24 protein-coding genes and 1 pseudogene are annotated in these 25,801 nt (G+C 67.8%); 9 read left to right on the forward strand and 16 right to left on the reverse strand.

The genetic code is table 11. The features are described from left to right. Positions 1–48: 48 nt before the first annotated feature. The 4 genes and pseudogenes from D1832_RS15955 to D1832_RS14000 form a co-directional block, all read right to left on the reverse strand. A complete protein-coding gene (locus tag D1832_RS15955) occupies positions 49–270 on the reverse strand; it encodes a helix-turn-helix domain-containing protein (protein ID WP_338067328.1) in 222 nt (73 codons plus the stop codon). A 115-nt stretch (positions 271–385) separates the two neighbouring features. After that, positions 386–1,341, reverse strand: a pseudogene (locus D1832_RS15960) (IS3 family transposase); the annotation flags it as partial. A gap of 125 nt (positions 1,342–1,466) precedes the next feature. Next, positions 1,467–1,778 (reverse strand): hypothetical protein, encoded by a 312-nt coding sequence (locus D1832_RS13995; RefSeq protein ID WP_129665963.1) that lies wholly within the window; start codon positions 1,776–1,778, stop codon positions 1,467–1,469. 138 nt (positions 1,779–1,916) lie between these two features. Then, positions 1,917–2,384 carry a hypothetical protein gene (locus D1832_RS14000; RefSeq protein ID WP_118914932.1) on the reverse strand — a complete coding sequence of 156 codons (468 nt, stop codon included), beginning with the start codon at positions 2,382–2,384 and terminating at the stop codon, positions 1,917–1,919. Between the two features lie 649 nt (positions 2,385–3,033). On the opposite strand from D1832_RS14000, the gene D1832_RS14005 reads away from it, so the two are divergent. Next, a complete protein-coding gene (locus tag D1832_RS14005; RefSeq protein ID WP_118914934.1) occupies positions 3,034–3,885 on the forward strand; it encodes a PIG-L deacetylase family protein in 852 nt (283 codons plus the stop codon). Positions 3,886–4,039: 154 nt separating this feature from the next. Here D1832_RS14005 and D1832_RS14010 read toward each other — a convergent pair whose 3' ends face one another. After that, positions 4,040–4,579: a GNAT family N-acetyltransferase gene (locus D1832_RS14010; RefSeq protein ID WP_182434807.1), complete on the reverse strand. Its 540-nt coding sequence runs from the start codon at positions 4,577–4,579 to the stop codon at positions 4,040–4,042. Between the two features lie 287 nt (positions 4,580–4,866). On the opposite strand from D1832_RS14010, the gene D1832_RS14015 reads away from it, so the two are divergent. From D1832_RS14015 to D1832_RS14030, 4 genes are read left to right on the forward strand one after another with little or no spacing between them, the layout of a single operon-like run. Next, positions 4,867–5,508 carry an ABC transporter permease gene (locus D1832_RS14015; RefSeq protein ID WP_047310972.1) on the forward strand — a complete coding sequence of 214 codons (642 nt, stop codon included), beginning with the start codon at positions 4,867–4,869 and terminating at the stop codon, positions 5,506–5,508. Further along, positions 5,501–6,844 carry an ATP-binding cassette domain-containing protein gene (locus D1832_RS14020; RefSeq protein WP_338067329.1) on the forward strand — a complete coding sequence of 448 codons (1,344 nt, stop codon included), beginning with the start codon at positions 5,501–5,503 and terminating at the stop codon, positions 6,842–6,844. Before D1832_RS14015 ends, D1832_RS14020 begins: the two co-directional genes overlap by 8 nt. Further along, complete coding sequence (locus D1832_RS14025) at positions 6,841–7,581, forward strand: ABC transporter permease (protein ID WP_118914938.1); 741 nt, start codon at positions 6,841–6,843, stop codon at positions 7,579–7,581. The genes D1832_RS14020 and D1832_RS14025 overlap by 4 nt, the downstream gene beginning before the upstream one ends. A gap of 4 nt (positions 7,582–7,585) precedes the next feature. Then, positions 7,586–8,584 (forward strand): glycine betaine ABC transporter substrate-binding protein, encoded by a 999-nt coding sequence (locus D1832_RS14030; protein ID WP_118914940.1) that lies wholly within the window; start codon positions 7,586–7,588, stop codon positions 8,582–8,584. A 122-nt stretch (positions 8,585–8,706) separates the two neighbouring features. Here the strand turns inward: D1832_RS14030 and D1832_RS14035 are convergent, their stop codons facing one another. Continuing rightward, complete coding sequence (locus D1832_RS14035) at positions 8,707–9,036, reverse strand: ArsR/SmtB family transcription factor (protein ID WP_118914941.1); 330 nt, start codon at positions 9,034–9,036, stop codon at positions 8,707–8,709. Between the two features lie 52 nt (positions 9,037–9,088). On the opposite strand from D1832_RS14035, the gene arsB reads away from it, so the two are divergent. Further along, positions 9,089–10,192 carry an ACR3 family arsenite efflux transporter gene (gene arsB / locus D1832_RS14040; protein ID WP_274541974.1) on the forward strand — a complete coding sequence of 368 codons (1,104 nt, stop codon included), beginning with the start codon at positions 9,089–9,091 and terminating at the stop codon, positions 10,190–10,192. After that, complete coding sequence (locus D1832_RS14045; protein ID WP_118914943.1) at positions 10,189–10,608, forward strand: arsenate-mycothiol transferase ArsC; 420 nt, start codon at positions 10,189–10,191, stop codon at positions 10,606–10,608. The genes arsB and D1832_RS14045 overlap by 4 nt, the downstream gene beginning before the upstream one ends. Before the next feature lie 93 nt (positions 10,609–10,701). On the opposite strand, the gene D1832_RS14050 is transcribed toward D1832_RS14045, so the two are convergent. Next, positions 10,702–12,390, reverse strand: coding sequence for a VWA domain-containing protein (locus tag D1832_RS14050; protein ID WP_118914945.1), 1,689 nt, complete (start codon positions 12,388–12,390; stop codon positions 10,702–10,704). After that, on the reverse strand, positions 12,383–13,330 hold the full coding sequence (locus D1832_RS14055; RefSeq protein WP_118914946.1) for an AAA family ATPase: 948 nt from the start codon (positions 13,328–13,330) through the stop codon (positions 12,383–12,385). The genes D1832_RS14050 and D1832_RS14055 overlap by 8 nt, the downstream gene beginning before the upstream one ends. Before the next feature lie 216 nt (positions 13,331–13,546). Between D1832_RS14055 and D1832_RS14060 the strand changes: the two genes are divergently transcribed. Then, complete coding sequence (locus D1832_RS14060) at positions 13,547–14,608, forward strand: hypothetical protein (protein ID WP_241511025.1); 1,062 nt, start codon at positions 13,547–13,549, stop codon at positions 14,606–14,608. Between the two features lie 124 nt (positions 14,609–14,732). On the opposite strand, the gene D1832_RS14065 is transcribed toward D1832_RS14060, so the two are convergent. From D1832_RS14065 to D1832_RS15445, 5 genes are all read right to left on the reverse strand, one after another. Then, positions 14,733–15,122, reverse strand: coding sequence for an SRPBCC family protein (locus D1832_RS14065; protein WP_047310979.1), 390 nt, complete (start codon positions 15,120–15,122; stop codon positions 14,733–14,735). 281 nt (positions 15,123–15,403) lie between these two features. Beyond that, positions 15,404–17,575 carry a malate synthase G gene (locus tag D1832_RS14070; protein ID WP_118914950.1) on the reverse strand — a complete coding sequence of 724 codons (2,172 nt, stop codon included), beginning with the start codon at positions 17,573–17,575 and terminating at the stop codon, positions 15,404–15,406. 96 nt (positions 17,576–17,671) lie between these two features. Further along, positions 17,672–18,607, reverse strand: a complete 936-nt coding sequence (locus D1832_RS14075) for an alpha/beta hydrolase (RefSeq protein WP_118914977.1) — start codon at positions 18,605–18,607, stop codon at positions 17,672–17,674. 61 nt (positions 18,608–18,668) lie between these two features. Then, the gene (ilvA, locus tag D1832_RS14080; RefSeq protein WP_415544806.1) at positions 18,669–19,970 is read right to left on the reverse strand and encodes a threonine ammonia-lyase IlvA; all 1,302 of its coding nucleotides are present in this window, start codon (positions 19,968–19,970) and stop codon (positions 18,669–18,671) included. A gap of 31 nt (positions 19,971–20,001) precedes the next feature. Beyond that, positions 20,002–20,163: a hypothetical protein gene (locus D1832_RS15445; RefSeq protein ID WP_182434808.1), complete on the reverse strand. Its 162-nt coding sequence runs from the start codon at positions 20,161–20,163 to the stop codon at positions 20,002–20,004. A 163-nt stretch (positions 20,164–20,326) separates the two neighbouring features. Here D1832_RS15445 and D1832_RS14085 point away from each other — a divergent pair, with 163 nt between their 5' ends. Further along, positions 20,327–21,376, forward strand: a complete 1,050-nt coding sequence (locus tag D1832_RS14085) for a hypothetical protein (RefSeq protein ID WP_118914953.1) — start codon at positions 20,327–20,329, stop codon at positions 21,374–21,376. A 114-nt stretch (positions 21,377–21,490) separates the two neighbouring features. Here the strand turns inward: D1832_RS14085 and D1832_RS14090 are convergent, their stop codons facing one another. From D1832_RS14090 to D1832_RS14100, 3 genes are all read right to left on the reverse strand, one after another. Next, entirely contained in the window at positions 21,491–22,993 is a 1,503-nt protein-coding gene (locus D1832_RS14090) for a catalase (RefSeq protein ID WP_118914979.1), read from the reverse strand. Between the two features lie 111 nt (positions 22,994–23,104). After that, positions 23,105–23,563, reverse strand: a complete 459-nt coding sequence (locus tag D1832_RS14095) for a Fur family transcriptional regulator (protein WP_118914955.1) — start codon at positions 23,561–23,563, stop codon at positions 23,105–23,107. Positions 23,564–23,678: 115 nt separating this feature from the next. Further along, positions 23,679–25,625: an alpha-amylase family protein gene (locus D1832_RS14100; RefSeq protein ID WP_118914957.1), complete on the reverse strand. Its 1,947-nt coding sequence runs from the start codon at positions 25,623–25,625 to the stop codon at positions 23,679–23,681. Between the last annotated feature and the right edge of the window lie 176 nt (positions 25,626–25,801).

Raw genomic sequence — 25,801 nt, forward strand, 5'->3', positions numbered from 1 at the left:
ACTGGAAGCAGGCCCTCGCCCAGCTCGCCGCGGCCTACCCCGACCGGATCAACCCCTACCTGTGACCACCCCGCTTACACAGACAAGTTGACACGCCCCGACGGCACGATAGGTGCCATCAGCGTTGCGGTTGCGGCGTATCTCGCGGCTGATGACGCCTGGATCACGCCCCAGATGCCGAGCGATCTTGCGCACTTCCCAGCCGGGCTTCACCCCTGTCGAGATCTCGATCCGATCCGCGATCGTCAACACCCGACGCGCCACCCGCACTCCTCGACCACCACCAGCACGCCACCCGCACTGTTGCTACGACGCTATGACACCACCCGCCACTGCCGGCGCGTACCCGCCGGCGCCGCTGATTCTTCTGGCTTTCGTCTCACCACACGCCCTCACGATCAGGGTGTTGCGACGACCAGTTGAATCCGCCCTGACTGCCACGGTCTGAATGCACAATGACACCAACGGGATTCTCACGATGCGCGATCGTCATCGTGAGAGCGTCGACCGCGAGCTGCGCCTTCATCCGCCGATCAATGCTGTACCCGACGATCCTGTTCGCGAATACGTCCTTGACCGCACACACGTACAGCTCTCCTTCACGGGTGTGGTGCTCACTGATTTCGGTCAGCCACACCTGGTTCGCTCGTTCAGCACTGAAGCGGTGGCGTGTGACGACGCGCTCGTCCTGGTTGGCGAGCAGGTCGTCGTGCACGGCGGGGCCCGGCGACCCAGGTCCGCGTCTCTTCCTGTCGTGGATGGCCGATCGGACGCCCGCGACGTGGCACAAACGCCACACACGCTGGTCGGAGCACACATACCCGCGGTCGGCGAGGTCATTGGACAAGCCGCGGTAGCCCGCTTCGCGATCCTCGTCGTGCAACTCGCGAAGCACCCCGCTCAGGATGGCTTCCTCGGCTTCACATGCGCTGACGGGCTGTGCCCGCCATTTGTAGTACGCCGGCTGACTGAAGCCCAGCACCCGGCACGTCACCGCCACCGGCACCCGAATCGGGGCGTCGGGGGCAGCAAGCTCTTGGACGAGCGGGTACCCCATTTTGGGGGCGTGATGTGCACCTGCGACAGGTACGCCGCGGCGCGGCAGAGCACTTCATTTTCCTGCTCGAGTTCGCGGATACGCCGTAGCGCCCCCGCCATCTCTTTGCGCTGCTGATCATCGGCGGGCTTCATGCCCGCCGACGCGAACCGGGCATCCTGCACCCAGGTGCGCAGAGCGGACTTCGAGATGCCCAAGTCGGCGCAGACCTGACGTTGACTGCTGCCCGCCGTCACGAGCGCGACAGCGTCCTTCTTGAACTCTTCGGTGAACTTCTTCGGCACAGTGCTTCATCCTTCCAGCACCCCCACCGTCGGGGATGCATCCAAGGACTCAACCGAACCTTCAGCAGACCCGATCGACTCGACCGCGTGGCCCTCGGTTCGCATCTCGTCGATGAAGGCGACGATCAGCGATCGCGGGGGTCGAGTTCCCCCGCGAAGAAAATTGAGGCCCGGCGCAGGATCTCGTTGTCGGCTTCCAACCGCCGAACCTTGGCCTTGAGCTCCTTGATCTGGGCCAGTTCCTCGGTGGTGGCCCCTTGGCGCTGGCCGCCATCGACCTGGGCTTGGAGCACCCAGCGACGTACCGACTCCTTGCCCACACCCTCACGGCGAGCGACGACCCCAGCAGCAGCGGTCAGCGACGGGTACTCCGGCAAGTGCTCCAGTACCTGGCGCACGCACCGCTCTTTGACCTTCGGATCGATCTTCTTCGGCATGGTTCGCATCCTTCCAACTCACAAGGACGCGGCGCGATACCTGGGGCGCTTCACACGGAGCATCCGAGAGGACTTGAAAAGGTGAAACGGCATGATCGTTTCAAATCCCGCCGCCGAAATTTGTCAGACACGCCCTAGTCACTCAGTGGGATTGCGCCAGGATTCCAAATCACGTTTTTGCTGGACGTACTCCCGTGCATTGTCCGTCTCTTGGAGGAGGCGGTCGAGACCGCGCAGCGCAACAGCCTTGCCTTCATCGTCTATCTGGCCAGTGAGCCTCAGCAACGTAAAGGCTCGCGCCACCACCCATGTAGCCTCGTCGTCGGTGTCGAGCGGTGACGTACCGATCTCGCTCACCGACTCTTGCCAGTCCTTTTCGGAGTCATACATGTCACGCAACCGCGTGGACGATGTCAGCGCTTCGCGACGTTCCTCCCACTCGGCAAGGACGTCGGCAGCCTCGTCGCTGCCGAACGGCGCCCACTCATCAGCCGGATCGTTGTACATCGGATCGGTGAAGTGCGCCGCAAAGCTTGGATGCGCTGGCTGCATCCCCCACTCCTCCGTGCCACCGCTGCCGCCCACTTCGACACCCTGAGTATTCATAGCTCAAGCCTACTCGATCGCATCTCTGACACTCATCTTCCAACTCGCGCGCCGCACGACGGTGGCTCGCCGCTCCGGACTCGCAGGCTGAAGTGCCCCAGACGCACTGTGCGAAGACCTTGTGCGACGCCCATCGCGACGACCCAGAGTTCGGCCACCTACATAAGGAAGCAGCAAACAAGAGGATCAGATGTGGGTCTGCCCCGGGTTTAGTCGCCAATCGACCGAACGAGGTGTGGTCGAGCGCTATCACGAAGCTTTGAACGGACCGGGAAAGCGGTGCCTATATGCTGTCAAGGATGAGTAACCAGAGGCCGCATCAGGGGCTACTCGATCAGTGATCGGATGCAGTCCAGTTTAGCTGTCTCCGCACTCGATTCCACCGTCGCCCGCCGGTGACCTGGCGGCGCCGGGGCCGCATCGTCCATGCGGATCGCTGCTCGCAATTGCACAGCCGACTCAACTAAACCTTCAGCAGACCCAGGCGTCTGCACTCCACTCTTGAGATAATGACCCCGGTGGAGTTCGAGCAAGCCCACTACGCGGCCCTCATCCGAGAGCCGCAACCCGTATAGGAGCGGCGCAGAACCTGGGGCGCTTCACTGCGCGCGGTAGGTGCCGCCACGGCGGTCGTGGGAAACTGTCGCGCGTGTCGACCATCGTCTTCTTCCACGCCCACCCCGACGACGAAGCCAGCCAGACCTCCGGTGCCATGGCGCGCGCCGTCGAGGAGGGCCACCGCGTCGTGCTCGTGTACGCCACGAACGGTGACCACGGTTCGCCCGCCGAAGACATGGCCGAGGGGGAGACCGTCGTCGAGCGGCGCCGCAAGGAAGCGGCCGAATCCGCTCGGGTGCTCGGCACGGCGCGCGTCGCGTGGCTCGGCTACGCCGACTCGGGCATGACGGGCTGGGAGCAGAACGACGTCGACGGATCCTTCCACGGCGCCGACCCCGTCATCGCCGGGCAGGCGCTCGCCGACATTCTCGACGAGGAGAACGCCGACGTCGTCGTCGGCTACGACTGGCACGGCAGCTACGGCCACCCCGACCACGTCAAGGTGCACAACGTGCTCCACCGCGCGGTCTCGCTGGCGAAGAGTTCGCCGCGCGTGTTCGAGTCGACGATGAACCGTGACGCCCTGCGCGAGCAGATGCGTCAGGCCCGCGAGGCCGGGCTCATCCCCGAGGGCGAGGGCTTCGACCCCGACGCCGGCGGCGACGACGGCAACCCCCTCGGCATGGCCGAGCGCGACATCAGCTTCCGCGTCGACGTCAGCGCCTACCTCGACAAGAAGCGCGCCGCGCTCGGCGCGCACGCGTCGCAGCCCGACGCCGCAGGCATCCTGGCGATGCCCGCCGAGGCGTTCAACGCCGGCTTCGGCACCGAGCACTACATCGACGTCGCCGCCATGCAGGCCGGTGGCCTTCCCGCGACGGACGGCCGCGGCCACGGCGCGCGTCCCGAGGGCCAGCCCCTGCCCGACGGCTGGTTCTTCTGAGCCGCTGACGCTGGGCCGGCCCGCTCGCTCCGGCCATGCCGGTGGGTGCGCGAGTGCCGTCACGCCGCGTTGTGTCCTGATGGTCCCGGTTTGAGATGCCGACGTGCCACCGGTGCACGTTGTGTCCTGAACAGGTCGTCGCGCCGGTGCGAGCTCAGAGCGTCAGGACGTACTCGTCCTCGTCGGCCGGGCACGCCGGCGACGGCGGGTTCACCTGCGTGAACCCGTGCCGCACGTACGCCGCCGCGGCCCGCTCGTTCGCGCGGAACACGTGCAGCGCCAGCACCCGGTAACCCAACTCGCGTGCCCGCAAGACGAGTGCTTCGACAAGGTCGTCGACGACGCCGGTGCCGCGCCGACCCGGCTCCACCCACACCTGGACGACGAAGGCGAGACGCTCCGGGTCGTCCGTCAGCGTCCGAGCGCTCTCCACGTCGTCGAGATAACCGGAGGCGGGAAAGAGGCCCGCCAAACCGTCAGCACGCGGCGCGACGCCGCTCGAGGCATCCGGCTCGTCGTCAGCCACCCACAGCAGCGTCCCGGGGTTCGACGCGCGCTCGACCCACCGCTCGTCGGGGAAGGCCACCTCGCGCTCGAACGACGAGCCGAACGCCTCCGGATTGGTCCCCAACGCACGCAGACGCACGTCACGGTAGGTCTGCCACGGAAGCTGCGACGCCGGGTGCACACTCATGACGTCATCCTCCCGATCCCGAGGGGCACAATCGACCGATTTGCCCGCACTGTCGCAATATTCAGGGATTCGTGAGCCATTCGTTATCAACTGTGAATTCCCTCTGTCATGGCAAGGAGAACGGCGCGCGCGACCGTCGGCCATCGAGCGCCGGCGGGGCCCGCGCGCCCCGGGAAGCCGCGGTCTGACGCGGCTGCGCACCTAGGATGAGCCAAACGAAGCCCGCCTACTCCCGTGTGCCGCACGGGGCGTCGGCGGGCACATTGTGGAAAGGGGGATGACGCCTCGTGTGGGAATTCATCGCTGAGCGATGGCAGGACATCGCCTATCGCAGTTACCAGCACACCTCGCTCGTCGTCCAGGCCGTCTTGCTCGCCACGATCATCGCGCTCGTCCTTGCGGTCATCGTCATTCGGAACAACAGGCTCAAGGGCTTGGCCAACATCTTCTCGGCGGTCGGTCTGACCATCCCGTCGTTCGCGCTCCTCGGCGTGCTGCTGCCGCTCGTGGGCATCGGTGCCCTGCCGTCGGTGCTCGCAGTCTGCTTCTACGCCGTTCTGCCGATCCTGCGCAACGCGGTCGTGGGCCTCGAGTCGGTCGACAAGAACCTGCTCGAAAGCGCGCAGGGCATGGGCATGAGCAAGGCAGCGACGCTGCTCAAGGTGCGCCTGCCCATGGCGTGGCCGGTCATCCTCGCCGGCGTGCGCACGTCCACCCAGATGTCGTTCGGCGTCGGCGCCATCGCCGCCTACGCCCTCGGCCCCGGCCTCGGTGGCTACATCTTCACCGGCCTCGCCCAGGTGGGCGGCGCCAACGCGCTCAACTACGCGCTCGTCGGCACCATCGGTGTCGTCGTCCTCGCGCTCCTTCTCGACCTCATTCTTGTCGGCGTCGGCCGACTGACGATTCCCAGGGGGATCCGTGCCTGACAACACCACCGAAGCCCAGGGCGCCACGCCGGTCGAGCGCGCTGACGACGTCAACACGGACGTCAACACCGACGTCGACGCCACGAGCTCTCAGCGCAGCGAAGTCACGGGCGCCGAGATCGTCTTCGACAACGTCGTCAAGAAGTACCCCGGCCAGGCGAAGGCTGCCGTCGGCGGCATGTCGCTGCGCATCCCCGCCGGTGAGACCGTCATGTTCGTCGGCCCGTCGGGCTGCGGCAAGACGACGTCGCTCAAGATGATCAACCGTCTCATCGACCCGACGAGCGGCACCATCACGATCGACGGCAAGCCGATCTCCGAGTCGAAGGCCGACGACCTGCGCCGGCGCATCGGTTACGTCATCCAGGGTGGTTCACTCTTCCCGCACATGACGGTGGCCGACAACATCGCCGTCGTCCCCGGCCTGCTCGGCTGGGACAAGGCCAAGACGACCAAGCGCGTCGACGAGCTGCTCGACATGGTCGGCCTCGACCCGGAACGCTACCGCGACCGCTTCCCGCGTGAGCTCTCCGGCGGTCAGCAGCAGCGTGTCGGTGTGGCCCGCGGCCTCGCCGCCGACCCGCCCGTCATCCTCATGGACGAGCCCTTCGGCGCCGTCGACCCGATCACGCGTACGCGCCTGCAGGACGAGATGCTCAGCATCCAGCGCCAGCTGCGCAAGACGATCATCTGCGTCACGCACGACATCGACGAGGCTCTCAAGCTCGGCGACCGCATCCTCATCCTTTCCGAGGGCGGCAAGATCGAGCAGTACGACACCCCCGAGAACATCCTCGCGGCCCCGGCCAACGAGTTCGTCGAGGACTTCGTGGGTGCCGGTTCGGCCCTCAAGTCCCTCGCCCTCTCGCGCCTCGACGATGTCGAGATCGCCGACGCGCCGACGGTTCGCGTGGGTGACTCCATCGTCGACGTGCAGCGCAACGCCACCGCGTCCGGTGTGCGCAACGTCGTCGTGCTCGACGAGCGTGGTCGTCCGGTCGACTTCGTCACCGCCGCCAAGCTGCGCGGCGAGCGCGTCGAGAACCGTCGCCGCGAGGCACTGCAGACGGTCGACCACCGCGCCACGCTCAACGACGCCCTCGACGCCATGCTCAGCTCGAGCCACGGCGCCGTCGTCGTCACCGGTGGGCGCGGCGAGTACCGCGGTGTCGCGTCGTTCCAGCAGATCATGACGCACATCCAGGACACCCACGAGGCGGCCGAGTCGCGCCGTCACGGTGCCGACGCCGAGGCCACGCCCGATTCGGTGGCTGTGGCGAACACCTCGAGCCACACCGACTTCCGCGAGCAGGCCGAGGAGGGTGAGGAACAGTGAAGGGCCGTATCGGACGCGATCAACTCGGTCTGATCTTCGGGCTGCCCGTCCTCATCCTCGTCATCTTCGGCGCCTGGGTCATCTGGCGTCAGACCGCCGATCTCGACCCCATCGAGGCGCGTCAGCTCGACTGGTCCGCGTTGCGCAAGCTCGGGTGGGAGCACATCAAGGTGACGTTCGTCGCCACCTTCTTCGTGCTCGCCACGGCGCTGCCCATCGGTGTCGCCCTGACCCGTCCCAAGCTGCGCCGCTTCTCCGGGCCCGTCGTCGCGTTCGCCAACGCGGGCCAGGCGACGCCGGTCATCGGCCTCATCGTGCTGCTCGCGCTGTGGATCGGCTTCACCTTCTGGGTGGCCGTTCTCGCTCTCGCGATCTACGCGTTCCTGCCGGTGCTGCGCAACACGATCGTCGGTCTGCAGCAGGTCGACCCGACGCTCGTCGAGGCGGCCCGCGGCATGGGCATGAGCCAGATGAAGACGCTCGCGACGGTCGAGCTGCCGCTCGCGGCGCCGGTCATCATGGCCGGTGTGCGCACCGCGCTCGTCCTCCTCGTCGGTACGGCGTCGTTCGCGACGTTCATCAACGCCGGCGGTCTGGGCGCGCTCATCCAGGCGGGCATCAACCTGTTCCGCTACCCGATCCTCGTCAGTGGCGCGATCCTCATCGCCCTGCTCGCGCTCGTCTTCGAGTGGGCCGGGCGTGTGCTCGAGGCCATCGTCACCCCGAAGGGGCTGTGATCGCATGACGCACAAGTTGATTCGTACTCCGCGGGCCAGGCTCGCCGGCGTCGCCGGAGCGGCGGCAGCGGGTTCGCTGCTGCTCAGCTCCTGTGGCCTCGGTACCTCGGCCGGCATCTCGCCCTCGGGTGAACTGGGGCCGAAGCTCGCCTCCGTGAAGAAGCTCGACGGCGCCGAGATCGCCGTCGGTTCCAAGCAGTTCACGGAGCAGCAGATCCTCGGAAAGATCGCCGTCATCCTGCTGCAGTCGGCCGGGGGAAACGTGAAGGACTTCACGACGATCCCCGGTTCTGCGGCGGCTCGTGAGGCGCAGATCCAGGGCCAGACGACGTTCTCGTGGGAGTACACGGGCACGGCGTGGATCACGTACATGGGGCACACGAAGCCGATTCCGGACCCGCGCAAGCAGTTCGACGCCGTCAAGGCAGAGGACGCGAAGAACGGTCTGACGTGGCTGCAGTACGCGCCGATGAACAACACCTACGGGTTCGCGGCGAAGGAAGCCACGGCGAATAAGTTCAACGTGAAGTCGTTGTCCGACCTCAAGAAGGTGCCGAAGGCGCAGCGCACGCTGTGCGTCGACACCGAGTTCGCCAACCGTGACGACGGCCTCGAGCCGATGCTCAAGGCCTACGGCATTCCGCTCGGCAGCGAGATTCCGCGTAACCAGATCAAGAAGCTCGAGTCGGGTGCGATCTACGCGGCTACGAACAACGGGCTGTGCAACTTCGGTGAGGTCTTCACGACCGATGGCCGCATCAAGGTGCTGAAGCTGCAGGTGCTCGCCGACGACAAGAAGTTCTTCCCGCTCTACAACGTCGCCCCGGTGTTCTCCACCAAGACGTTGGAGAAGAACCCGCAGTTGTCGGACCTGTTCGGCCCTGTGTCGAAGAAGCTGACGAACGAGACGATGATCGAGCTCAACGCCAAGGTCGACGTCGACGGTGAGAACCCGTCCGACGTGGCGTTCGACTGGCTCAAGAAGGAAGGCTTCATCAAGTAGCCCCCTGACGTGACGCCCGGCCCCTCGAAGCGCGAGAGGCCGGGCGTTCGCGTGTCCGGGGAACTTCTGTCGATCTGGTGGCGGCATATCGCGGCCACATCGACACATCTGCACCGGCTGGGTCAGAGCTCGAGCGCTGACCGAGCTTCGTCGAGCCGCGACCGGACGACGGTGTAGTGCGCCCACCGTCCGCGCTGTTCGCGCATGAGGAGCCCGGCGTCCGTCAGCTTCTTGAGGTGATGGCTCAGGGTCGGCTGGGTGATGCCCAGTTGGCTCGGCAGGTGGCAGGCGCACACCGTGCCGTCGGGGGTGGCTGCGAGGTAGGTGAGCAGACGCAGCCGCACCGGATCGGCGATCGCCTTGAGGAGCTCGGCCCGGCGATTCGCGTCGTCGAGCGGCAGCAGCGCCGCGTCGGCGGCGGGAGCGCAGGTGAACTCTGCGGGGGTGGACATGTGGCTCACCCTACCGACACATTGACAAACATCAATATGTTGGCCAGAGTTCATGACGATGAAGACCGATGCCACTGGCTCCGCCGAGCCCACGCAAGCCCCTGTTGCCGCGCGCCTTTCGACGCTCGATCGCTTCCTGCCGGTCTGGATCGTCGCTGCGATGGCCGTCGGTCTCCTTCTCGGACGGCTCGTGCCGGGTCTCGACGACGCGCTCTCCGCCGTCGAGGTCGAGGGTGTCTCGCTGCCGATCGCCATCGGCCTGCTCGTCATGATGTACCCGGTGCTCGCGAAGGTTCGCTACGACCGCCTCGACACCGTGACGGCCGACAAGCGGATGCTCGGTGCGTCGCTCGTCCTGAACTGGCTCGTCGGGCCCGCCGTGATGTTCGCGCTCGCGTGGATCTTCCTGGCCGACCTGCCCGCCTACCGCACGGGCCTCATCATCGTCGGGCTCGCCCGGTGCATCGCGATGGTCATCATCTGGAACGACCTCGCCTGCGGTGACCGCGAGGCCGCGGCCGTGCTCGTCGCGCTCAACTCGGTCTTCCAGGTCATCGCCTTCGCCGGCCTCGGGTGGTTCTACCTGTCGGTGCTGCCCGGGTGGCTCGGCCTCGAGCAGACGAACCTCGACGTGTCGCCGTGGCACATCGCCGCGTCCGTGCTCGTCTTCCTCGGCGTGCCGCTGCTGGCCGGTTTCCTTTCACGCCGTGTCGGCGAGAAGCGTTGGGGCCGCGACGCGTACGAGGGGTCGTTCCTGCCTCGCGTCGGGCCGTGGGCCCTCTACGGGCTGCTGTTCACCATCGTCCTGCTCTTCGCGCTCCAAGGCGACGCCATCACGCGCAACCCGCTCGACGTCGCCCGCATCGCCTTGCCTCTGCTCGTCTACTTCGCCCTCATGTGGGGCGGCGGCTACGTTCTCGGCAAGGCGCTCGGCATGAGCTACGAGCGGACGACGACGCTCGCCTTCACTGCGGCCGGCAACAACTTCGAGCTCGCCATCGCCGTCGCCATCGCGACCTTCGGGGCAACGTCCGGCCAGGCGCTCGCGGGCGTCGTCGGGCCCCTCATCGAGGTGCCCGTGCTCGTCGGCCTCGTCTACGTCTCGCTCGCGCTGCGCGGGCGCTTCCCCCAGGTGCCGAAGGAGACCCGAGCATGAGCGAGCCCCGCCCGAGTGCCCTGTTCGTCTGCGTCAAGAACGCCGGAAAGTCGCAAATGGCGGCTGCCCTGACGCGCCTGCACGCCGGCGACTCCGTCGAGGTGCACTCGGCCGGCACGCACCCGGGATCGAAGCTCAACGAGGAGTCGCGAGCGGCCGTCGAGGAGGCGGGCGCCACGTTCGAGGGCGAACACCCCAAGGCGATCGACGTCGATCTGCTGCGCCGCGCGGACCGCGTCGTCGTCATCGGTGGCGAAGCGCAGGTCGAACCCGTGGAGGGAATGCGAACCGACATCGAGCGCTGGACCACCGACGAACCGTCGCTGCGCGGCATCGAGGGCGTGGAGCGGATGCGTCTCGTGCGCGACGACATCGACGCGCGTGTGCGCGCCCTCGTCGCCGAACTGACGGACTGACCACCCAGCCACCTGGGGAACTTCTGTGGATCTGGCGGCGAAATATCGCAGCCAGATCCATACAACTGCACGGGATAGCCGACCCTCAGGGCGTCAGAGGGCCTTCGTGACGAAGTCGCGCAGGTCGGTGATCGTGCGGCACTCGTGCATGTCGATGATCTCGGCGTACTTCGTCGCGACGGAGTCACCCGTGCCCCACTGCGATTCGGCCTCCGGGTTGAGCCAGAACGCGTGACGTGCCTCGTCCACGATGGTGCGCAGCGCGTCGTAGCGCGGGTTCGTCGAGTTGGTGCGAGCGTCGCCGAGGACGAGCAGGGTGGCACGCGGCGTGACGGCGTCGAGGTGGTGGGCGACGAAGTCGACGAACGTCATGCCGTAATCGGAGTTGCGGTGCCCGCGCTGCATCCGAGTGTTGCCGCGAAGCGCCTCGATGAGGTCGCCGTCCGCGCCCACGGAGCGGACGGTCTCGGTGAGTTCGTCCACGGTGTTGACGAACCCGAAGACGCGCACGCGCGCGAACTGCGCCTGCATCGCCTGCATGAGCAGGATCGTGAAGCGGCTGAAGCCGGAGACGCTGCTGCTCATGTCGGCGAGGATGACGAGCTCGGAGCGGTTCGGCGTGCGGTGGTCGTAGACGGGCGCGATAGGAACTCCGCCGGTGGACATCGACGCACGAAGCGTCTTGCGGATGTCGATGCGCCCGTGACTGGCGCGGCGTCGTTTCGCCGCCATGCGGGCCGCGAGTTTGCGCGCGAGAGGCTCGACGACGCGACGCATCTGGGCGGCGTCGATCGCGTAGGTCTGACTGAAGTCGCGCCGCTCGATCGGCGTGGTGACGGCGTAGGTCGCCTGGCTCGCGCTGCCGCGGATCTCGGCGTTGCGACGGCGGGACTCGGTCTCGATGCGACGCCGGAACCCCGCGACGCGCGTACGGATCTCGTCGCGGTCGAAACGCTGGACGAACGGGTCGGGCTGCCACCCCTCGAGTGGGGCTGCGGCCTGACCGCCACTGCCGGCGCCACCGCCGCCCTCGGAGGTGCCGACGCCCTCGTCGGCGAGACCGGGGGAGCTGCCGCTGCCCTCGAGGGCGTCCGCCTCCTGCTCGGCTCGCAGGCGGCGCAGGTACTCGTCGTGCTCGCGCAGAAGCTCCGTGGCCCGCGCAACCGCGAGGTTCGGTTGGAACTGGTCGATGGCCTGGTTCGCAGAGAACCCCTCGTCACCCGCGCGACGCAGGCGCCCGAACTCGTCGACGACGACGCCCGCGAGCGTCTCGAGGGCCTGCTCGTCGTTCTCGGCGAGAGCCCTCGCAAGCAGTTCGGTGAGGGCCTTGGCGCGTTCGCGCAGCTCGGCGGCATCGGCGTTCTCCGCGTCGAACTCCGGTAGCTGGGCGAGCAGGTCGTCGGCGCCGAGATCGCCTGCCGCAGTGCGTCGTCCGAGCGCAGCAGGGAAGAAGATGTCGAACAGATCGTCGAAGACGCCGCGCTGCTCGCCCCGGCGCACCAGAGCCGCTGCGAGCCCCTCACGCAGGCGCTCGCGGTTCTCGAGACCGAGGGCGCCCGCGACGTGCCCGGCATCCACGACGTCACTCGTTCCGACGACGACACCGTGGCGGCGCATCGCGTCGGCGAGGGCAACGAGGCGGCGTCCGAGGGGGCCGATCACCGCGGGTGTCTGCGTGTCCTCGCCACGCGGCGCAGCGTCGTCGAGCGGTTCGTGACGTTCGGGCTGCCCGGCCGCGGGGCGGTTGTGGAACGCCCCCGGGAAGTGGTGCTCGTCAGGCATCGAGCTTGAGCAGCGTGGAGGCGCGCTCGATGTCGTCCTGGTGCTTGAGCAGGACGCCGAGGTTGGCGCGCAGCACGGTGGGGTCGAGGTCGTCGGAGCTGTCGGCCCCGAGTGCGACGAGGGTGCGCGCCCAGTCGACGGTTTCCGCGATGCTGGGCGCCTTGCGCAGCGGCATCTCGCGCAGGCGCTGCACGAGCCGGACCACGGACTCGGCGAGCGCCGCGTCGAGGCCCGGCACCTTGAGGGCGACGATGCGCTGTTCGAGTTCGGCGCTGGGGTAGTCGATGTGGAGGAAGAGGCAGCGTCGGCGCAGAGCCTCCGACAGGTCGCGCGCGGCGTTGGAGGTGAGGACGACGAACGGGCGCTGCGTCGCGGCAAGGGTGCCGAGTTCGGGCACGGTGACCTGGAAGTCGCTCAGCACCTCGAGGAGGAGGCCTTCGACCTCGACGTCGGCCTTGTCGAGCTCGTCGACGAGCAGGACGGTGGGCTGCTCGTTGCGGATGGCGCGCAGCAGCGGGCGGGTGAGGAGGAACTCGTCCGTGAAGATGTCGGTGGCGAGGGCCTGCCAGTCGTGAGCGACCTCGTCGTCGGTCGCCTGCGCGGTGGTCCCTGTCGCGTTCGTCTGTGCCAGCGCAGTGTTGGCGGTGATGCGCAGGAGCTGCTTCGCGTGGTTCCACTCGTAGAGGGCGCGGGCCTCGTCGATGCCCTCGTAGCACTGCAGGCGCACGAGGTCGGCGTCTTCGCCGGTGGTCGCGGTGAGCGCGCTCGTGACGGCCTTGGCGAGCTCGGTCTTGCCGACGCCGGCGGGGCCCTCGACGAGCAGCGGCTTACCGAGTGCGTCGGCGAGGAAGACCGTCGTCGCGATGGCGTCGCTCGCGAGATAACCGGCATCCGCGAGGCGGTCGCGGACGTCGTCGACGGATTCGAAGTGCGCAGTCACCGTGCCATTGTCGCGGATGGCTCAGGCCGCGATCGGCGAAAACGCAGAACGGGTTGACCGGGTGGGCCCTCGGAACGATCCGATCTGACGCTGGCCCCACAGCTCGCGCACACTTCGCAGTCAGGCGTACCATTAAACATAGATAACCTAACTAAACGAAGGGAAGAGATGTCCACCGCGCATCCGCCAACCGCGCAGGCCCCGATGAGGACGGTCTTGTCGCACGTCATCGTTCCGATCCTCATGGGTCTCATCATGTGCGCCGCCTACCTCGGTGGTTTCCACAAGCCGTCGCCCCACCACGTGCCCGTCGCCGTCGTCGGTCAGGCTCAACAGGCGGGCCCGCTGGCGGCCAAGGTGCAGGACGCGTTCGGCGACGAGGCGGACGTCCGCACGATCGCGACGCCCGAGCAGGCGACGGATCAGCTGAAGCACCTGAAGATCTCCGCGGCCTACGTCCCCGGTGACGGCAAGGCCGAACTGCTCACCGCCGGTGGCGCGTCCGACACGACGAAGTCCGTCGTCGAGAAGATGTTCCGCCCCGTCGCGGAGAAGCAGCACGATGCGCTGACCGTCAAGGACGTCGCGCCCCTCACCGAGGACGACCCCGCCGGCCAGAACGGTTTCTTCTTCCTCGTCGCCCTGACGGTCGCCGCGTACGCCACGTCGATCGCCATCGGCGCGGCGGCTGCGAGCCGCCCGTTCGCCCAGCGCATCGCCCTCGCCGCCGGCGCCGCCGTCGTCATCTCGACGATCGAACTCGCGATCGCGGCGTGGGGTTACGACATGTTCGGTGGGCACGCGCTCGCAACGTGGGCGCTGTCACTGCTCTACACGGCCGGCGTGCTGACGGTCGGTGTCGGCCTGCACCCGATCGTCGGACGGTTCGCGACGCTGCTGTACTCGGCGATCTTCGTCGCGCTCAACTTCACCTCGTCCGGCGGCGTGTTCGCGCCCGTCATGCAGCCGAGCTTCTTCGGTTGGCTGCACGACTTCTGGATCGGCTCCGGCTTCGTCGAGGCGCTGCGTCGCATCATCTACTTCCCGGACGCCTCGATCGCCGGCCCGCTCACCATCTTGTTCGGCTGGCTGGTCGTCGGGTTGCTCTGTCTCACAGCCGGATGCGCGGTCGAACAGCGACGTGTTGTGCGAGCCCGTGAGCTCGAGGAAGCTGCGTCCCGCCCCGTCGGACGTCACGCCGAGCACGCGCATCAGGACGAGCGCGACGAGCTCGACCCCGAGACCGAGGAGGAACTCGAGGAGAACGTCGCCGTCTGACGTCGTCTCTTTGCGCCCAGATGCACCCGGGTGCATGTGGGCGCACAGAGAAGCCACCAGGGGTGTCGAGAAACGCGTCACGGATGACGCCTTTCTCCACACCCTCTTCGCGTGGACCGGTGCCTCACGAGCTGCGAGCAAGGCGATGAAGAGCCCACCATGCGACGGGTCGATAGGCGTGCCCGACGAGAGGCGGCAGATCCATCGCCATGTGGCAGCGGCACCCGCTCCGACGAACCTCGACGCGGTGCTCGCCCGTCGTCGTCAGCCCCAGGACGCTGACGCGCCAGTTCCACGTCCTCGCCACCGCATCGACGTCGGTGATGACGAACCGCCCCACCGTCACCGGCCCGAGACGCCACCGTCCTTCCGCGCCGGGACGGATCACCACGGCATCCGCCTCGACCGGCGGCATGTGCGGCGACCAGTCACGCCACCGATCGACGTGCACGTAGGCCTGCCACGCCGCGTCGACACTCGCGGGCCCGTCAGCATGGACGTCGATGCGCTTCATGTCCGAATGCTAGGCGTTCCAACGGAACCCAGGTCGCGCACAGCCCTCGGGCGCCCCGCGCCGATCCCAGAGCGCACGATGGCGCGTAACTCACACGTAGGCGTGCAGTTGCGTGCCTACCCGTGAGTTACGCGCCATCGTGAGGGTCAGGCGACCCTCAACTCCGTTCGCTTGATCCTCAGCGCGCGGACTACTCATTGGCTCAGTTCCTCAGCGCCCGATTCGGCAGGGCCGGGCCTTCGCACGCTCCGGCGCGAACCTACCTCGGTCGGGCTTGATCGTCACTGAGCTTTCTTGTCTCGCCGACGACGGTGCAGAATCGGCTCGGTGTAGCCGTTGGGCTGCTTCGTTCCCTGGAGGATCAGCTCCTTGGCCGCGTTGAACGCGATGCCGTCGAAGTCCGGCGCCATGGGCTCGTACTTCGCGTCACCGGCGTTCTGCTGGTCGACGACCGGCGCCATGCGCTTCAGCGACTCGACGATCTCGTCTTCGGTGACGATGCCGTGCTGCAGCCAGTTCGCGAGCAGCTGGCTGGAGATGCGCAGCGTCGCCCGGTCCTCCATGAGCGCGACGTCATGGATGTCCGGCACCTTCGAGCAGCCGACGCCCTGGTCGATCCAGCGCACGACGTAGCCGAGGATCGACTGGCAGTTGTTGTCGAGTTCCTCGCGCTTGTCGGCGTCCGACCAGTCCGTGTTCTCCGCGAGCGGGATCTGCAGGATGTCGTCGACCGACGCGGCCTTGCGCTTCGCGAGCTCCTCCTGCACGGCGAACACGTCGACCTGGTGGTAGTGCAGCGCGTGCAGCGTCGCGGCGGTCGGTGACGGCACCCAGGCCGTCGTCGCGCCGGCCTTCGGCTGGCCGATCTTCTGCTCGAGCATGTCCTTCATCAGGTCGGGCATCGCCCACATGCCCTTGCCGATCTGCGCCTTGTGCGCGAGACCGTCAGCGAGGCCGACGTCGACGTTGTTGTCCTCGTACGCCTTGATCCACGTGGAACCCTTCATCTCGCCCTTGCGGATCATCGGGCCCGCGAGCATCGACGTGTGGATCTCATCGCCGGTGCGGTCGAGGAAGCCCGTGTTGATGAACACGACGCGCTCCTTGGCGGCCTCGATGCAGGCGGAGAGGTTGACCGTCGTGCGACGCTCCTCGTCCATGATGCCGACCTTCACCGTGTTCTCCGGCAGCCCGACGAACTGCTCGACGCGGGCGAAGAGTTCGTTCGTCAGCGCGACCTCCTTCGGGCCGTGCATCTTAGGCTTCACGATGTAGATCGAGTTGGTGCGCGTGTTGCTCACGCCGTCCTTGCCGGCGAAGCCGTGGATGGCGGCCGGGATGGTGACGAGCGCATCGAGCAGGCCTTCGCCGACCTCGTTGCCGTCAGCGTCGAGCACGGCGTCCGTCGTCATGAGGTGGCCGACGTTGCGCACGAACAACAGCGAACGGCCGGGCAGCGTGAGGTGGTCGCCGCCGGCGGCCGTGTAGGTGCGGTCGGGGTTGAGTTCGCGCGTGAAGGTCTTGCCGCCCTTTGCGATCTCCTCCTTGAGGTCACCCTTGTTGAGGCCGAGCCAGTTCGTGTAGCCGAGCACCTTGTCCTCGGCATCGACGGCGGCGACCGAGTCCTCGAGGTCCATGATCGTCGTCACGGCCGACTCGACGAGCACGTCCTTGATGCCCGCCTTGTCGGTCTTGCCGATGGGGGATTCGGGGTCGATCTGGATCTCGAGGTGCAGGCCGTTGTGCTGCAGCAGGACGCCCTCGGGCTGCGCGGGCAGGCCGCTGTAGCCGGCGAACACGTCCGTGTCCTTGAGGGCCGTCGTCTTGCCGCCGTCCAGCGTGACGACGAGCTGGTCGCCCTCCACGGCGAAACCGGTGACGTCGGTGTAGGAACCCTCGGCCAGCGGCACCGCGCGGTCGAGGAAGTTCTTCGCGAACGCGATGACGGCGTCGCCGCGCACCGTGTTGTACGAGGTGCCCTTCTCCTTGCCGTCGGCCTCGTCGATCGCGTCGGTGCCGTAGAGCGCGTCGTAGAGCGAACCCCAGCGGGCGTTCGACGCGTTGAGCGCGAAGCGGGCGTTGAGGATCGGCACGACGAGCTGCGGACCGGCGGTGTCGGTGATCTCGCGGTCGACGTTCTCCGTCGTGATGGAGAAGTCGGCGGGTGCGTCGACGAGGTAGCCGATCTCGGTGAGGAAGGCCTTGTACGCGTCGAAGTCGGGCTTGCCCGGGTTGTCGCGGTGGTAGGCGTCGATCTTCGCCTGGAGCTCGTCACGCTCGGCGAGGAGAGCCTTGTTCTTGGGTCCGAGGTCGGTGATGACCTCGGCGAAACCCTTCCAGTACGTCTCCTGGTCGACGTCGGTGCCCGGAAGCACCTGGTCGTTGATGAAGTCGTACAGAACGGTGGCGACCTGGAGTCCGTGCACCTCGGTGCGCGGCGTGGTGTCAGTCATGTGCTTCCTTTCGTCGCAGGCGGAGGGCTCCTTGAGCCAACGCTACGCGTCGGTAGCCTCTCTCCGGCAGGTTTGAGGCCGCTGATGTGACGCGGGTCACGCCTCCTGTGGCAGGCGCGCCCCGATCCACGCGAGCACGTGCGCCGTCACCTCGTTCCGGTTGGTCTCGTTGAACAGTTCGTGACGCGCGCCCGGGTAGAGCTCGAGCGTGACGTCGGTGACGCCGCCATCGCGCAGCATCGCCGCCGCGGCCTCGACGCCGCGCCCGTTGCCGCCGGCCGGGTCGGCCCCGCCGGAGACGACGAGGATGGGCAGGTTCGATGGGGTCGCCGCGACGAAGGAGGGGGTGTTGACGCGGTGCAGGCCCCCGAGCATGTCGACGTAGAAGCCTGCCGTGCAGACGAACCCGCACATCTCGTCGGCGATGTAGGCGTCCACCTCGGCCTCGTCGCGGCTCAACCAGTCGAAGTCCGTGCGGGCCGGCTCGAACGCCTTGTTGAACGCTCCGAACGAGAGCTTGTCGAGCAGCTTGCTCGGGTGCTTCGGGCCGCGCAGGCGCGCCTCTGCTGCGGCCAGCTTCGCCCCGACGAGCCCGAGCGTCCCGGCGTCCGCGGGGGTGCCCGACAGCACCAGCGCAGTCAGTCGCTCACCGTGACGCACGGCGTACGTGCGGGCGAGCAGCGAGCCCATGCTGTGGCCCAGCAGCACGACCGGCAGATCGGGGTGTTCGCCCAGGGCATGCGTGACGACGACGTCGATGTCGTCGGTGACGCGGTTCCAGCCGTCGGAGTCGGCGAAGTAGCCGAAGGTGGCCCCGTCCGCGGTGCGTCCGTGGCCGCGGTGATCGGCCGCGTAGACCGCGTACCCGGCGCCGGTGGCGGCCTCGGCGAAGCGCGCGTACCGATCGCCGTGCTCGGCCATGCCGTGGGCGATGATGAGGACGGCTCGCACGGGGACGTCGTCGGAGAGCCAACGGCGCCCACGCAGCGTCGTGCCGTCGGGGGAGGCGAGATCGAAGGGCTGGGTCTGCACGGGTTCTCCTCGGGGCGGCTGATCGTTCATCGCCATCCTGCCCTGCTCGAACCCGCCTGTGTCACAAGACCATGCCGAAGAGCGGCGAATCCGGGTCGACGCGCTCGGTGCGGATCCTGGAGTCGGCCATGCGTTCGAGCAGCGGCTCGAGCCCGGCCGGCTCGCCCAGTTCGAGGCCCACGAGGGCCGGGCCCGTCTCGCGGTTGGAGCGCTTCGTGTACTCGAAGAGGGTGATGTCGTCGTCGGGGCCGAGGATCTCGTCGAGGAACCGGCGCAGCTGGCCGGGTTCCTGCGGGAACTCGACGAGGAAGTAGTGCTTGCGCCCCTCGTACACGAGCGAACGCTCGACGACCTCCGCGTAGCGCGAGACGTCGTTGTTGCCGCCGGACAGGATGGCGAGGACGAGGTCGCCGTGGGCGATCTCGACGTCGTCGAGGGCTGCTGACGCGAGCGCGCCCGCGGGCTCGGCGATGATGCCGTCGCTCTGGTACAGGTCGAGCATCTCGGTGCAGATGCGCCCCTCGGCGACGCTGAAGCAGGGCACCCCGCCCGCCGCGATGACCGGGTAGGTGTGCGCGCCGAGGAGGCCGACGGTGGCGCCGTCGACGAAGGGGTCGGTGACCGGCACCGCGACCGGGTGGCCTGCGGTGAGGGCGGCCTGCAGCGAGGGGGCACCGATGGGTTCGACACCGACGATCCGCGTCTCGGGGTGACGCTCGCGCACCCACGCCGTGATGCCGGCGAGCAGGCCGCCGCCGCCGACGGGAACGACGACGACGTCGGGCACCCGGCCGTGCTGGATCTCGCACTGGGCGAACGCCTCGCGCGCCACCGTGCCTTGACCGGCGATCGTGCGCACGTCGTCGAAAGCGGGCACGAGCGTTGCCCCGGTCGTGGTGGCGAACTCACCGGCGGCTGCGGCCGCCACGTCATAGGTGTCGCCCTCGACGACCGTCGTCACCCACGGGCCGCCGAGCACGCGCACGCGCTCACGCTTCTGACGCGGCGTCGTGCGCGGCAGGAAGATCGTCGCCTTCACCCCGAGGCGCGCACACGCATAGGCGACGCCCTGGGCGTGGTTGCCGGCGGAGGCGCACACGACACCGGCCGCGCGGGCGTCCTCGTCGAGCTGCGCGATGAGGTTGCTCGCCCCGCGAATCTTGTAGGAGCGCACCGGCTGCTGATCCTCACGCTTGAGGACGACGGTGGCGCCGTGCTTGACGCTCAGGCGGTCGCTCTCGGTCAGAGGCGTCGGAGCCAGGAGGCTCTCGAGGCGTGCTGCGGCGGCGTCGACGTCTGCGGCGACGACGCCGGGTGCGAGATTGCCGGGTGCGGGATCCGTCGTGCTGGTCACGGCGTCCAGACTCTCATGCGCCGCGCGAGAGCCGCGTGGCCTACTCGGATGACGGATAACGCGCCTCGCGGGCCTGTTGCACCTTCGCGTGCCGCGAGCGGTCGAGGCGGAGCGTCAGGGCGATGACTCCCACGAGCAGGAGCCCGCACACGGCACCGAACAGCGCTGCCATGACGACGACGCCGACGGGATCGTTGTTCACCGGGCCACCGTGTCATCCCGACCTGTGTCACCACTGGGAACCCTCGGCGAAAAAGCATTGTTGTCGAATCGTGTTCTCACGTGTGAACCACGTGCCTCCTTCGTGCGTCATACATGGCAGAGTCGATGTGAGGACGCTCGACACGAGCAACGAGGGGAGCGGAATGCAGCACGACAAGCGGCACTGCGTCGAATGTGGGGAGCAGGTCTCGGGGCCGTTCTGCAGCAACTGCGGCACGCGCACGGCCGTGGGGGCCACGGCCGGCGCGAACACGAGCGGGGCGTTCTTCGACGAGGAACCCACCCGTCTCGGTGCTGACCGCGCCGCGGATCAGCCGTACAACGGGTACGCCTCCGACGACGCGGACGAGTACGGGGGCGGCGTGCCCCCGGTGGAGCCCGCGGCGACGTCGTCCGCCCGGCCCGCCAAGACGAACCAGATGCTCGTGGCGCTCATCGCCGTTGTCGCGCTCGCCGTCGTCGGAATGCTCGGCTACCTCTTCACGAACGGTCGCGGAGACGACAAGGCCGATCCGCCGCCGGTGAGCGACTCCTCCACCAGCGCACCGACGAAGAGCACGTCGTCCTCGACGTCGTCGAGCACGACACAGAGTTCGACGAGCAGCCCCGACCCCTCCACGACACAGGGCAACTCGAACGGTGGCAACAACGGCGGCGGGGGAGCACCTGCGCCTGCACCGTCGCAGACCACCGAGGAACCTGCCCCTGCCCCTGCACCCAGCCCGAGCACGACGGGTGTCAGCGAGCTTCCCGGCCTCGTCAAGACGACGAGCATGGGCGGTTCGGACTACGCGATGACCCGTGAGGGCAACACGGTCACGGTCTGGCGGGCCGGAAGCGAGGGCGCCAGCCGAATCGGTTCCTTCACCCTGCGTGGCGGCGGAGGAAGCAACGGACTGGACTTCATCAACCTGCCCGGCTGCAGCGCGCCGGTCGTCGCGTGGAACGCAGCGAGCGCGAGCGGGTCGGCTGCGTACGGCTACGACGGTTCGGGCTACCAGGCGTACGTGGGCAGCTCGAGCGGCAGCATGTCGCCGAGCGGTGGATCGCCGAGCTCGTACGGCGTCAACGCCTACAACGGCATGCTGGAGGTCCGTGACAGCTCCAAGCAGAAGGCACGTGGTTCGGGTAACCACTTCGACAGCTGCGAGAGCGCCTCACCGGACGTGCTGCACATGGTGAGCGGCGGCTGACACGTCCGCCGTCACGCGGGGCGGCAAGACGCTCGCGGAGGTCGCAAAGGGGCCGGGCCCGAAACACGAGGTGTGGTTTCGGGCCCGGCCCCTTTCGTGCTGGTGGCCCGAGGGTCAGACCTCGAGCGCGCCGTTGGCGATGCACGCCTTGCGGACGCCCTCGCCGTAGGCCGGGTCGGCCTTCGTGCAGTTCTCGATGTGACGCTCGATCGTCTGCGCGGTCGCGCCCTTGATGGCGGCGGCCGTGTTGGCGAACAGCGCGTGCTGCTGCTCGGGCGACATGAGGCGGAACAGGTTGCCCGGCTGCTCGTAGTAGTTGTCGTCGTCCGCGCGGTAGTCCCAGTGGTCGGCGACGTGCGCCATCTCCTGATACTTCGCCATGTCGGACGCCGGCTCTGCGTAGGAGGGCTGCTCCTGCATCGCGCCGTAGCTGTTCGGCTCGTAGTGCGTCTCACTGCCCTTGTTGCCGTCGACGCGCATCTGGCCGTCGCGGTGGAAGGTGTGCACGGGGCACTTCGGCGCGTTGACCGGGATCTGGTGGTGGTTGACGCCGAGGCGGTAGCGCTGCGCGTCCGTGTAGCTGAACAGGCGGGCCTGCAGCATGCGGTCGGGCGAGACCGAGATTCCCGGCACGAGGTGCGACGGCGCGAAGGCGGCCTGCTCGATGTCGGCGAAGAAGTTGTCCGCGTTGCGGTTGAGCTCGAACTCGCCGACCTCGATGAGTGGGTAGTCCTTCTTGCTCCACACCTTTGTCAGGTCGAACGGGTGGAAGCGGTACGTCTTCGCGTCTTCCTCCGGCATGATCTGCACGTACATCGTCCACTTGGGGAAGTCACCGCGCTCGATGGCCTCGTAGAGGTCGCGGCCCGAGGACTCGCGGTCTTCGGCGATGACCTGTGCGGCCTCGTCGTCGGTGAGGTTCTCGATGCCCTGCTGGGTGCGGAAGTGCATCTTGCACCAGAAGCGCTCGCCGGCCTCGTTGATGAACGAGTAGGTGTGCGAGCTGAAGCCGTGCATGTGGCGGAACGTCTTGGGGATGCCGCGGTCACTCATGACGATGGTGACCTGGTGCAGCGCCTCGGGCAGCGACGACCAGAAATCCCAGTTGTTCTCCGGGCTGCGCAGGTTGGTGCGCGGGTCACGCTTGACGGCGTGGTTGAGGTCGGGGAACTTCATCGGGTCGCGGAAGAAGAAGACCGGCGTGTTGTTGCCGACCATGTCCCAGTTGCCCTCTTCGGTATAGAACTTCAGGGAGAAACCGCGGATGTCGCGCTCGGCGTCGGCCGCGCCGCGCTCACCGGCGACGGTGGAGAAGCGGGCCATCATCGGCGTCTGCTTGCCGACCTCGGAGAAGATCTTGGCCTTGGAGTACTTCTGGATCTCGGGGCTCGTCACCGTGAACGTGCCGTGCGCGCCCGAACCCTTGGCGTGCATACGACGCTCCGGGATGACCTCACGGTCGAAGTGGGCGAGCTTCTCGATGAGCCACAGGTCCTGCAGAAGGATCGGGCCACGCGGGCCGGCCGTCATCGAGTCCTGGTTGTTGGCGACCGGGGCGCCGGCCGCCGTCGTCAGCGGGGGGTGCTCCTGGTTGCGGCCCTGCTCGTTGTCGACCATGAGGTGCTCCTTCGGTTGGTCGGGTGTGATCGGTAGGGGAGGAAGTGCTTCGGTCTCCACCCTAGGGGGTGTCATCGGTGACGAACAGGGTGAAACGCGTTCGTCCTGGCGTCACATCGGCGGGGTGTTCTCGCGGCAGGCGGCGCATAGGCCCCAGTAGGTGACCTCGGCTTCGTCGATCTCGAAACCGGAGCTCAGATCGCTCTCGTGTGCCGCTGTGAGGCACGGGGTTTCGCCCACGGCGCACGGGATGTCGACGATCGTCGCGCAACGGCGACACACGAGGTGGTGGTGGTTGTCACCGATGCGGCGTTCGTACAGCGCGGACTGCCCCGCCGGTTCGATACGGCGGATGATGCCGTGAGCCGTCATGGCGTGCAGCGCGTCGTAGACCGTCTGCATCGAGACGGCGCCGTACCCCTCGCGCACCGCCTTGAGGACGGTGTCGGCGTCGGAGTGCGGCCGGTTCTCGAGCGCTTCGAGGATGGCCAGGCGCGGACCCGTGACGCGCAGGTTGGCCTCGCGCAGCATGGTGCGCGGGTCCGGCGGCGAGGTCTGGGTCGTGGTCATGCCTCCATGGTCGCGCGCTTTCTGGAATGAATCAAGATAAGCGCTCCAGGAAGTCTGTAGACGATGCGCGCGACAGACGATGCGGAACGTCGACAGGATCCCCCTCGAGCGTCTCTCAGTCGCCGGCGACGAGCCAGAGCACGCCCCACGGGGGCAGGTGGATGTCGCCGTCAGCGTCCGCGTGCACGACCCGGGCCGTGAGGGCGTCCACGAGCGTCTCGTCACCCTGGCCAAAGGTGCACGCGCCGAGCGTGAAGCCGCCCAGCCACTCGGCCGGCCACGTCTGCTCGGAGTCCGTGACGTTGTAGAGCTGCACCATGTCGCCCGCGGCGTGGCGACGCCCGACGGCCAGCACGCCCGGATTCGCGACAGGTAGCACCTCGGAGGCGATCTGCCCGTCGAGCTGAGGCAGCCGCGCGCGCACCTGCCCGACGGAGCAGTGCCATTCGAAGATCGCGCCGGTGACGCTGCCGTGATCGTGACGCTGGGCGAGCGCCGTGTCGGGCAGAGCCGGGCGGTGAGCCCAGCGGTTGTCGTCGGCGTGGGTCGGGTCGCTTGCCCACTCGGGGTCGTTGGGCAGGGCAAGTTCGTCGCCCGACCAGATCACGGGCAGGCCGCCGGTGCCGTACGTGGCGGCGACGAGAAGCTTCATCCGCGCCACGCCGGTTGCCGTCAGGTGAGGGTTGTACGAATCGCTCGCGCCGGTCAGCGACGCCATCGTGCCGGAGATGCGTCGGTCGCCTGTCTGCGGATTGGCCTGGAAGACAAGGCCGTCCGAGAATGAATCGAACGATTCGCCCGCGTAGAAGTCGGAGAGGAACGCGCGGTGCAGCGGGCCGGAGAGGCCGACGGCGGCGGCGTCGCCGTCGTCGATGGCCCAGCCGATGTCGTCGTGGCAGCGGATGTAGGAGATCCAGGTGGCGCCCTCGGGCGTCGGCGGCAGTCCGCGGAGCGTGTGCACCGCGAGACGCGTGTCCTGGGCGGCGATCATCGACCACAGCTGCACCATCCAGGTGTTGTGGTAGGCGAGGTCCGAGAGGCGCTCCTCGTACTCGCCGAGGCCGAGGTACTGCACGAGGTCGTGCGGCCCGACGATGGCCTCGGCCTTGAACGCGAGGCCGGGTGCCGCCATCCGCGCGACGGCACGCAGGATCGACGTCAGCGCGTGCACCTCGGGCTGGTTCTGGCAGTTCGTGCCCATCCGCTTCCACATGAACGCGATGGCGTCGAGACGCAGCACCTCGACGCCCTTGTTCGCGAGGAACAGCATGATGTCGGTGAACTCGGCCAGCACGTCGGGGTTGGACCAGTTGAGATCCCACTGGAATGCGTTGAACGTCGTCCACACCCACGCCTGGGCCTTCTCGTCCCAGGTGAAGTTGCCCGGCGCGAAGTCGGGGAAGACCTCGGGCAGCGTGCGCTCGTAGGCGTCGGGCACGGAGCGGTCGGGGAACATGTGGAAGTAGTCGCGGTACTTCGGGATGCCGGCGCGCGCCTTCGTCGCCCACTCGTGCTCCTCGGCGACGTGGTTGAGAACGAAGTCGAGCACAAGGCTGATGCCGCGGTGACGCAGCGTCGTGGCGAGGGCTTCGAGGTCGATCATCGTGCCGAGGTCGTCGCGGACCTTGCGGTAGTCGACGACGGCGTAGCCACCGTCGCTGTCACCGGCGCGGGTGCGCAGCAACGGCATGAGGTGCAGGTAGGTGACACCGAGTTCGTCGAGGTAGGCGGTGCGTTCGGCGACGCCGGCGAGGGTGCCGCCGAAGCGTTCGGTGTAGGCGGCGTAGCCGATCATGCGCGGCGACGAGAGCCAGTGCGGGTCGGCTTCGCGACGACGGTCGAGGTCGTGGAGTTCCTCGGGGCGCTCGAGGAAGCGGCGCGCCGCGATCTCGACGAGGTCACCGGCGATCTCCTCGACGCGGCCGGGGTGGACGACGTTCAGGCCGTCACGCAGGGCGGGCCACTGGGCGCGCAGGCGGGCGATGAAGACGTCGCTCTGCCAGGGGGAGGCCGGCGTGAGGACGGAGGAGGCGCGCTGGATCACCGACACAGGAAGCGGCATGGACACATTCTCGCGTACGGCGTGGGTGCTCCCGCCGCGTTCCCGCGCCGCGGGCGTGCTGGGTGCCAACGCTCGCGAACCTGCGGCATCCCGCTGCCCGCCGGCTGAGGTGGAGGGGGCATAGTTGGTCGTAGCAGAGATTGTTACCCCAGCGCCCGGAGGGGGCAGAGCAGAGA

Origin of the sequence: Dermacoccus abyssi (genome assembly GCF_003515945.1) — a bacterium.
Classification (GTDB): Bacteria; Actinomycetota; Actinomycetes; order Actinomycetales; family Dermatophilaceae; genus Dermacoccus; species Dermacoccus abyssi.

Bases quoted from the DNA above. Each gene is read 5' to 3' on its own strand.
- D1832_RS13995 (WP_129665963.1), bottom strand. From the start codon at position 1,778: ATGCCGAAGAAGATCGATCCGAAGGTCAAAGAGCGGTGCGTGCGCCAG.
- D1832_RS14000 (WP_118914932.1), bottom strand. From the start codon at position 2,384: ATGAATACTCAGGGTGTCGAAGTGGGCGGCAGCGGTGGCACGGAGGAG.
- D1832_RS14010 (WP_182434807.1), bottom strand. From the start codon at position 4,579: ATGAGTGTGCACCCGGCGTCGCAGCTTCCGTGGCAGACCTACCGTGAC.
- D1832_RS14030 (WP_118914940.1), top strand. From the start codon at position 7,586: ATGACGCACAAGTTGATTCGTACTCCGCGGGCCAGGCTCGCCGGCGTC.
- D1832_RS14035 (WP_118914941.1), bottom strand. From the start codon at position 9,036: ATGTCCACCCCCGCAGAGTTCACCTGCGCTCCCGCCGCCGACGCGGCG.
- arsB (WP_274541974.1), top strand. From the start codon at position 9,089: ATGACGATGAAGACCGATGCCACTGGCTCCGCCGAGCCCACGCAAGCC.
- D1832_RS14045 (WP_118914943.1), top strand. From the start codon at position 10,189: ATGAGCGAGCCCCGCCCGAGTGCCCTGTTCGTCTGCGTCAAGAACGCC.
- D1832_RS14050 (WP_118914945.1), bottom strand. From the start codon at position 12,390: ATGCCTGACGAGCACCACTTCCCGGGGGCGTTCCACAACCGCCCCGCG.
- D1832_RS14065 (WP_047310979.1), bottom strand. From the start codon at position 15,122: ATGAAGCGCATCGACGTCCATGCTGACGGGCCCGCGAGTGTCGACGCG.
- D1832_RS14070 (WP_118914950.1), bottom strand. From the start codon at position 17,575: ATGACTGACACCACGCCGCGCACCGAGGTGCACGGACTCCAGGTCGCC.
- D1832_RS14085 (WP_118914953.1), top strand. From the start codon at position 20,327: ATGCAGCACGACAAGCGGCACTGCGTCGAATGTGGGGAGCAGGTCTCG.
- D1832_RS14090 (WP_118914979.1), bottom strand. From the start codon at position 22,993: ATGGTCGACAACGAGCAGGGCCGCAACCAGGAGCACCCCCCGCTGACG.
- D1832_RS14095 (WP_118914955.1), bottom strand. From the start codon at position 23,563: ATGACCACGACCCAGACCTCGCCGCCGGACCCGCGCACCATGCTGCGC.
- D1832_RS14100 (WP_118914957.1), bottom strand. From the start codon at position 25,625: ATGCCGCTTCCTGTGTCGGTGATCCAGCGCGCCTCCTCCGTCCTCACG.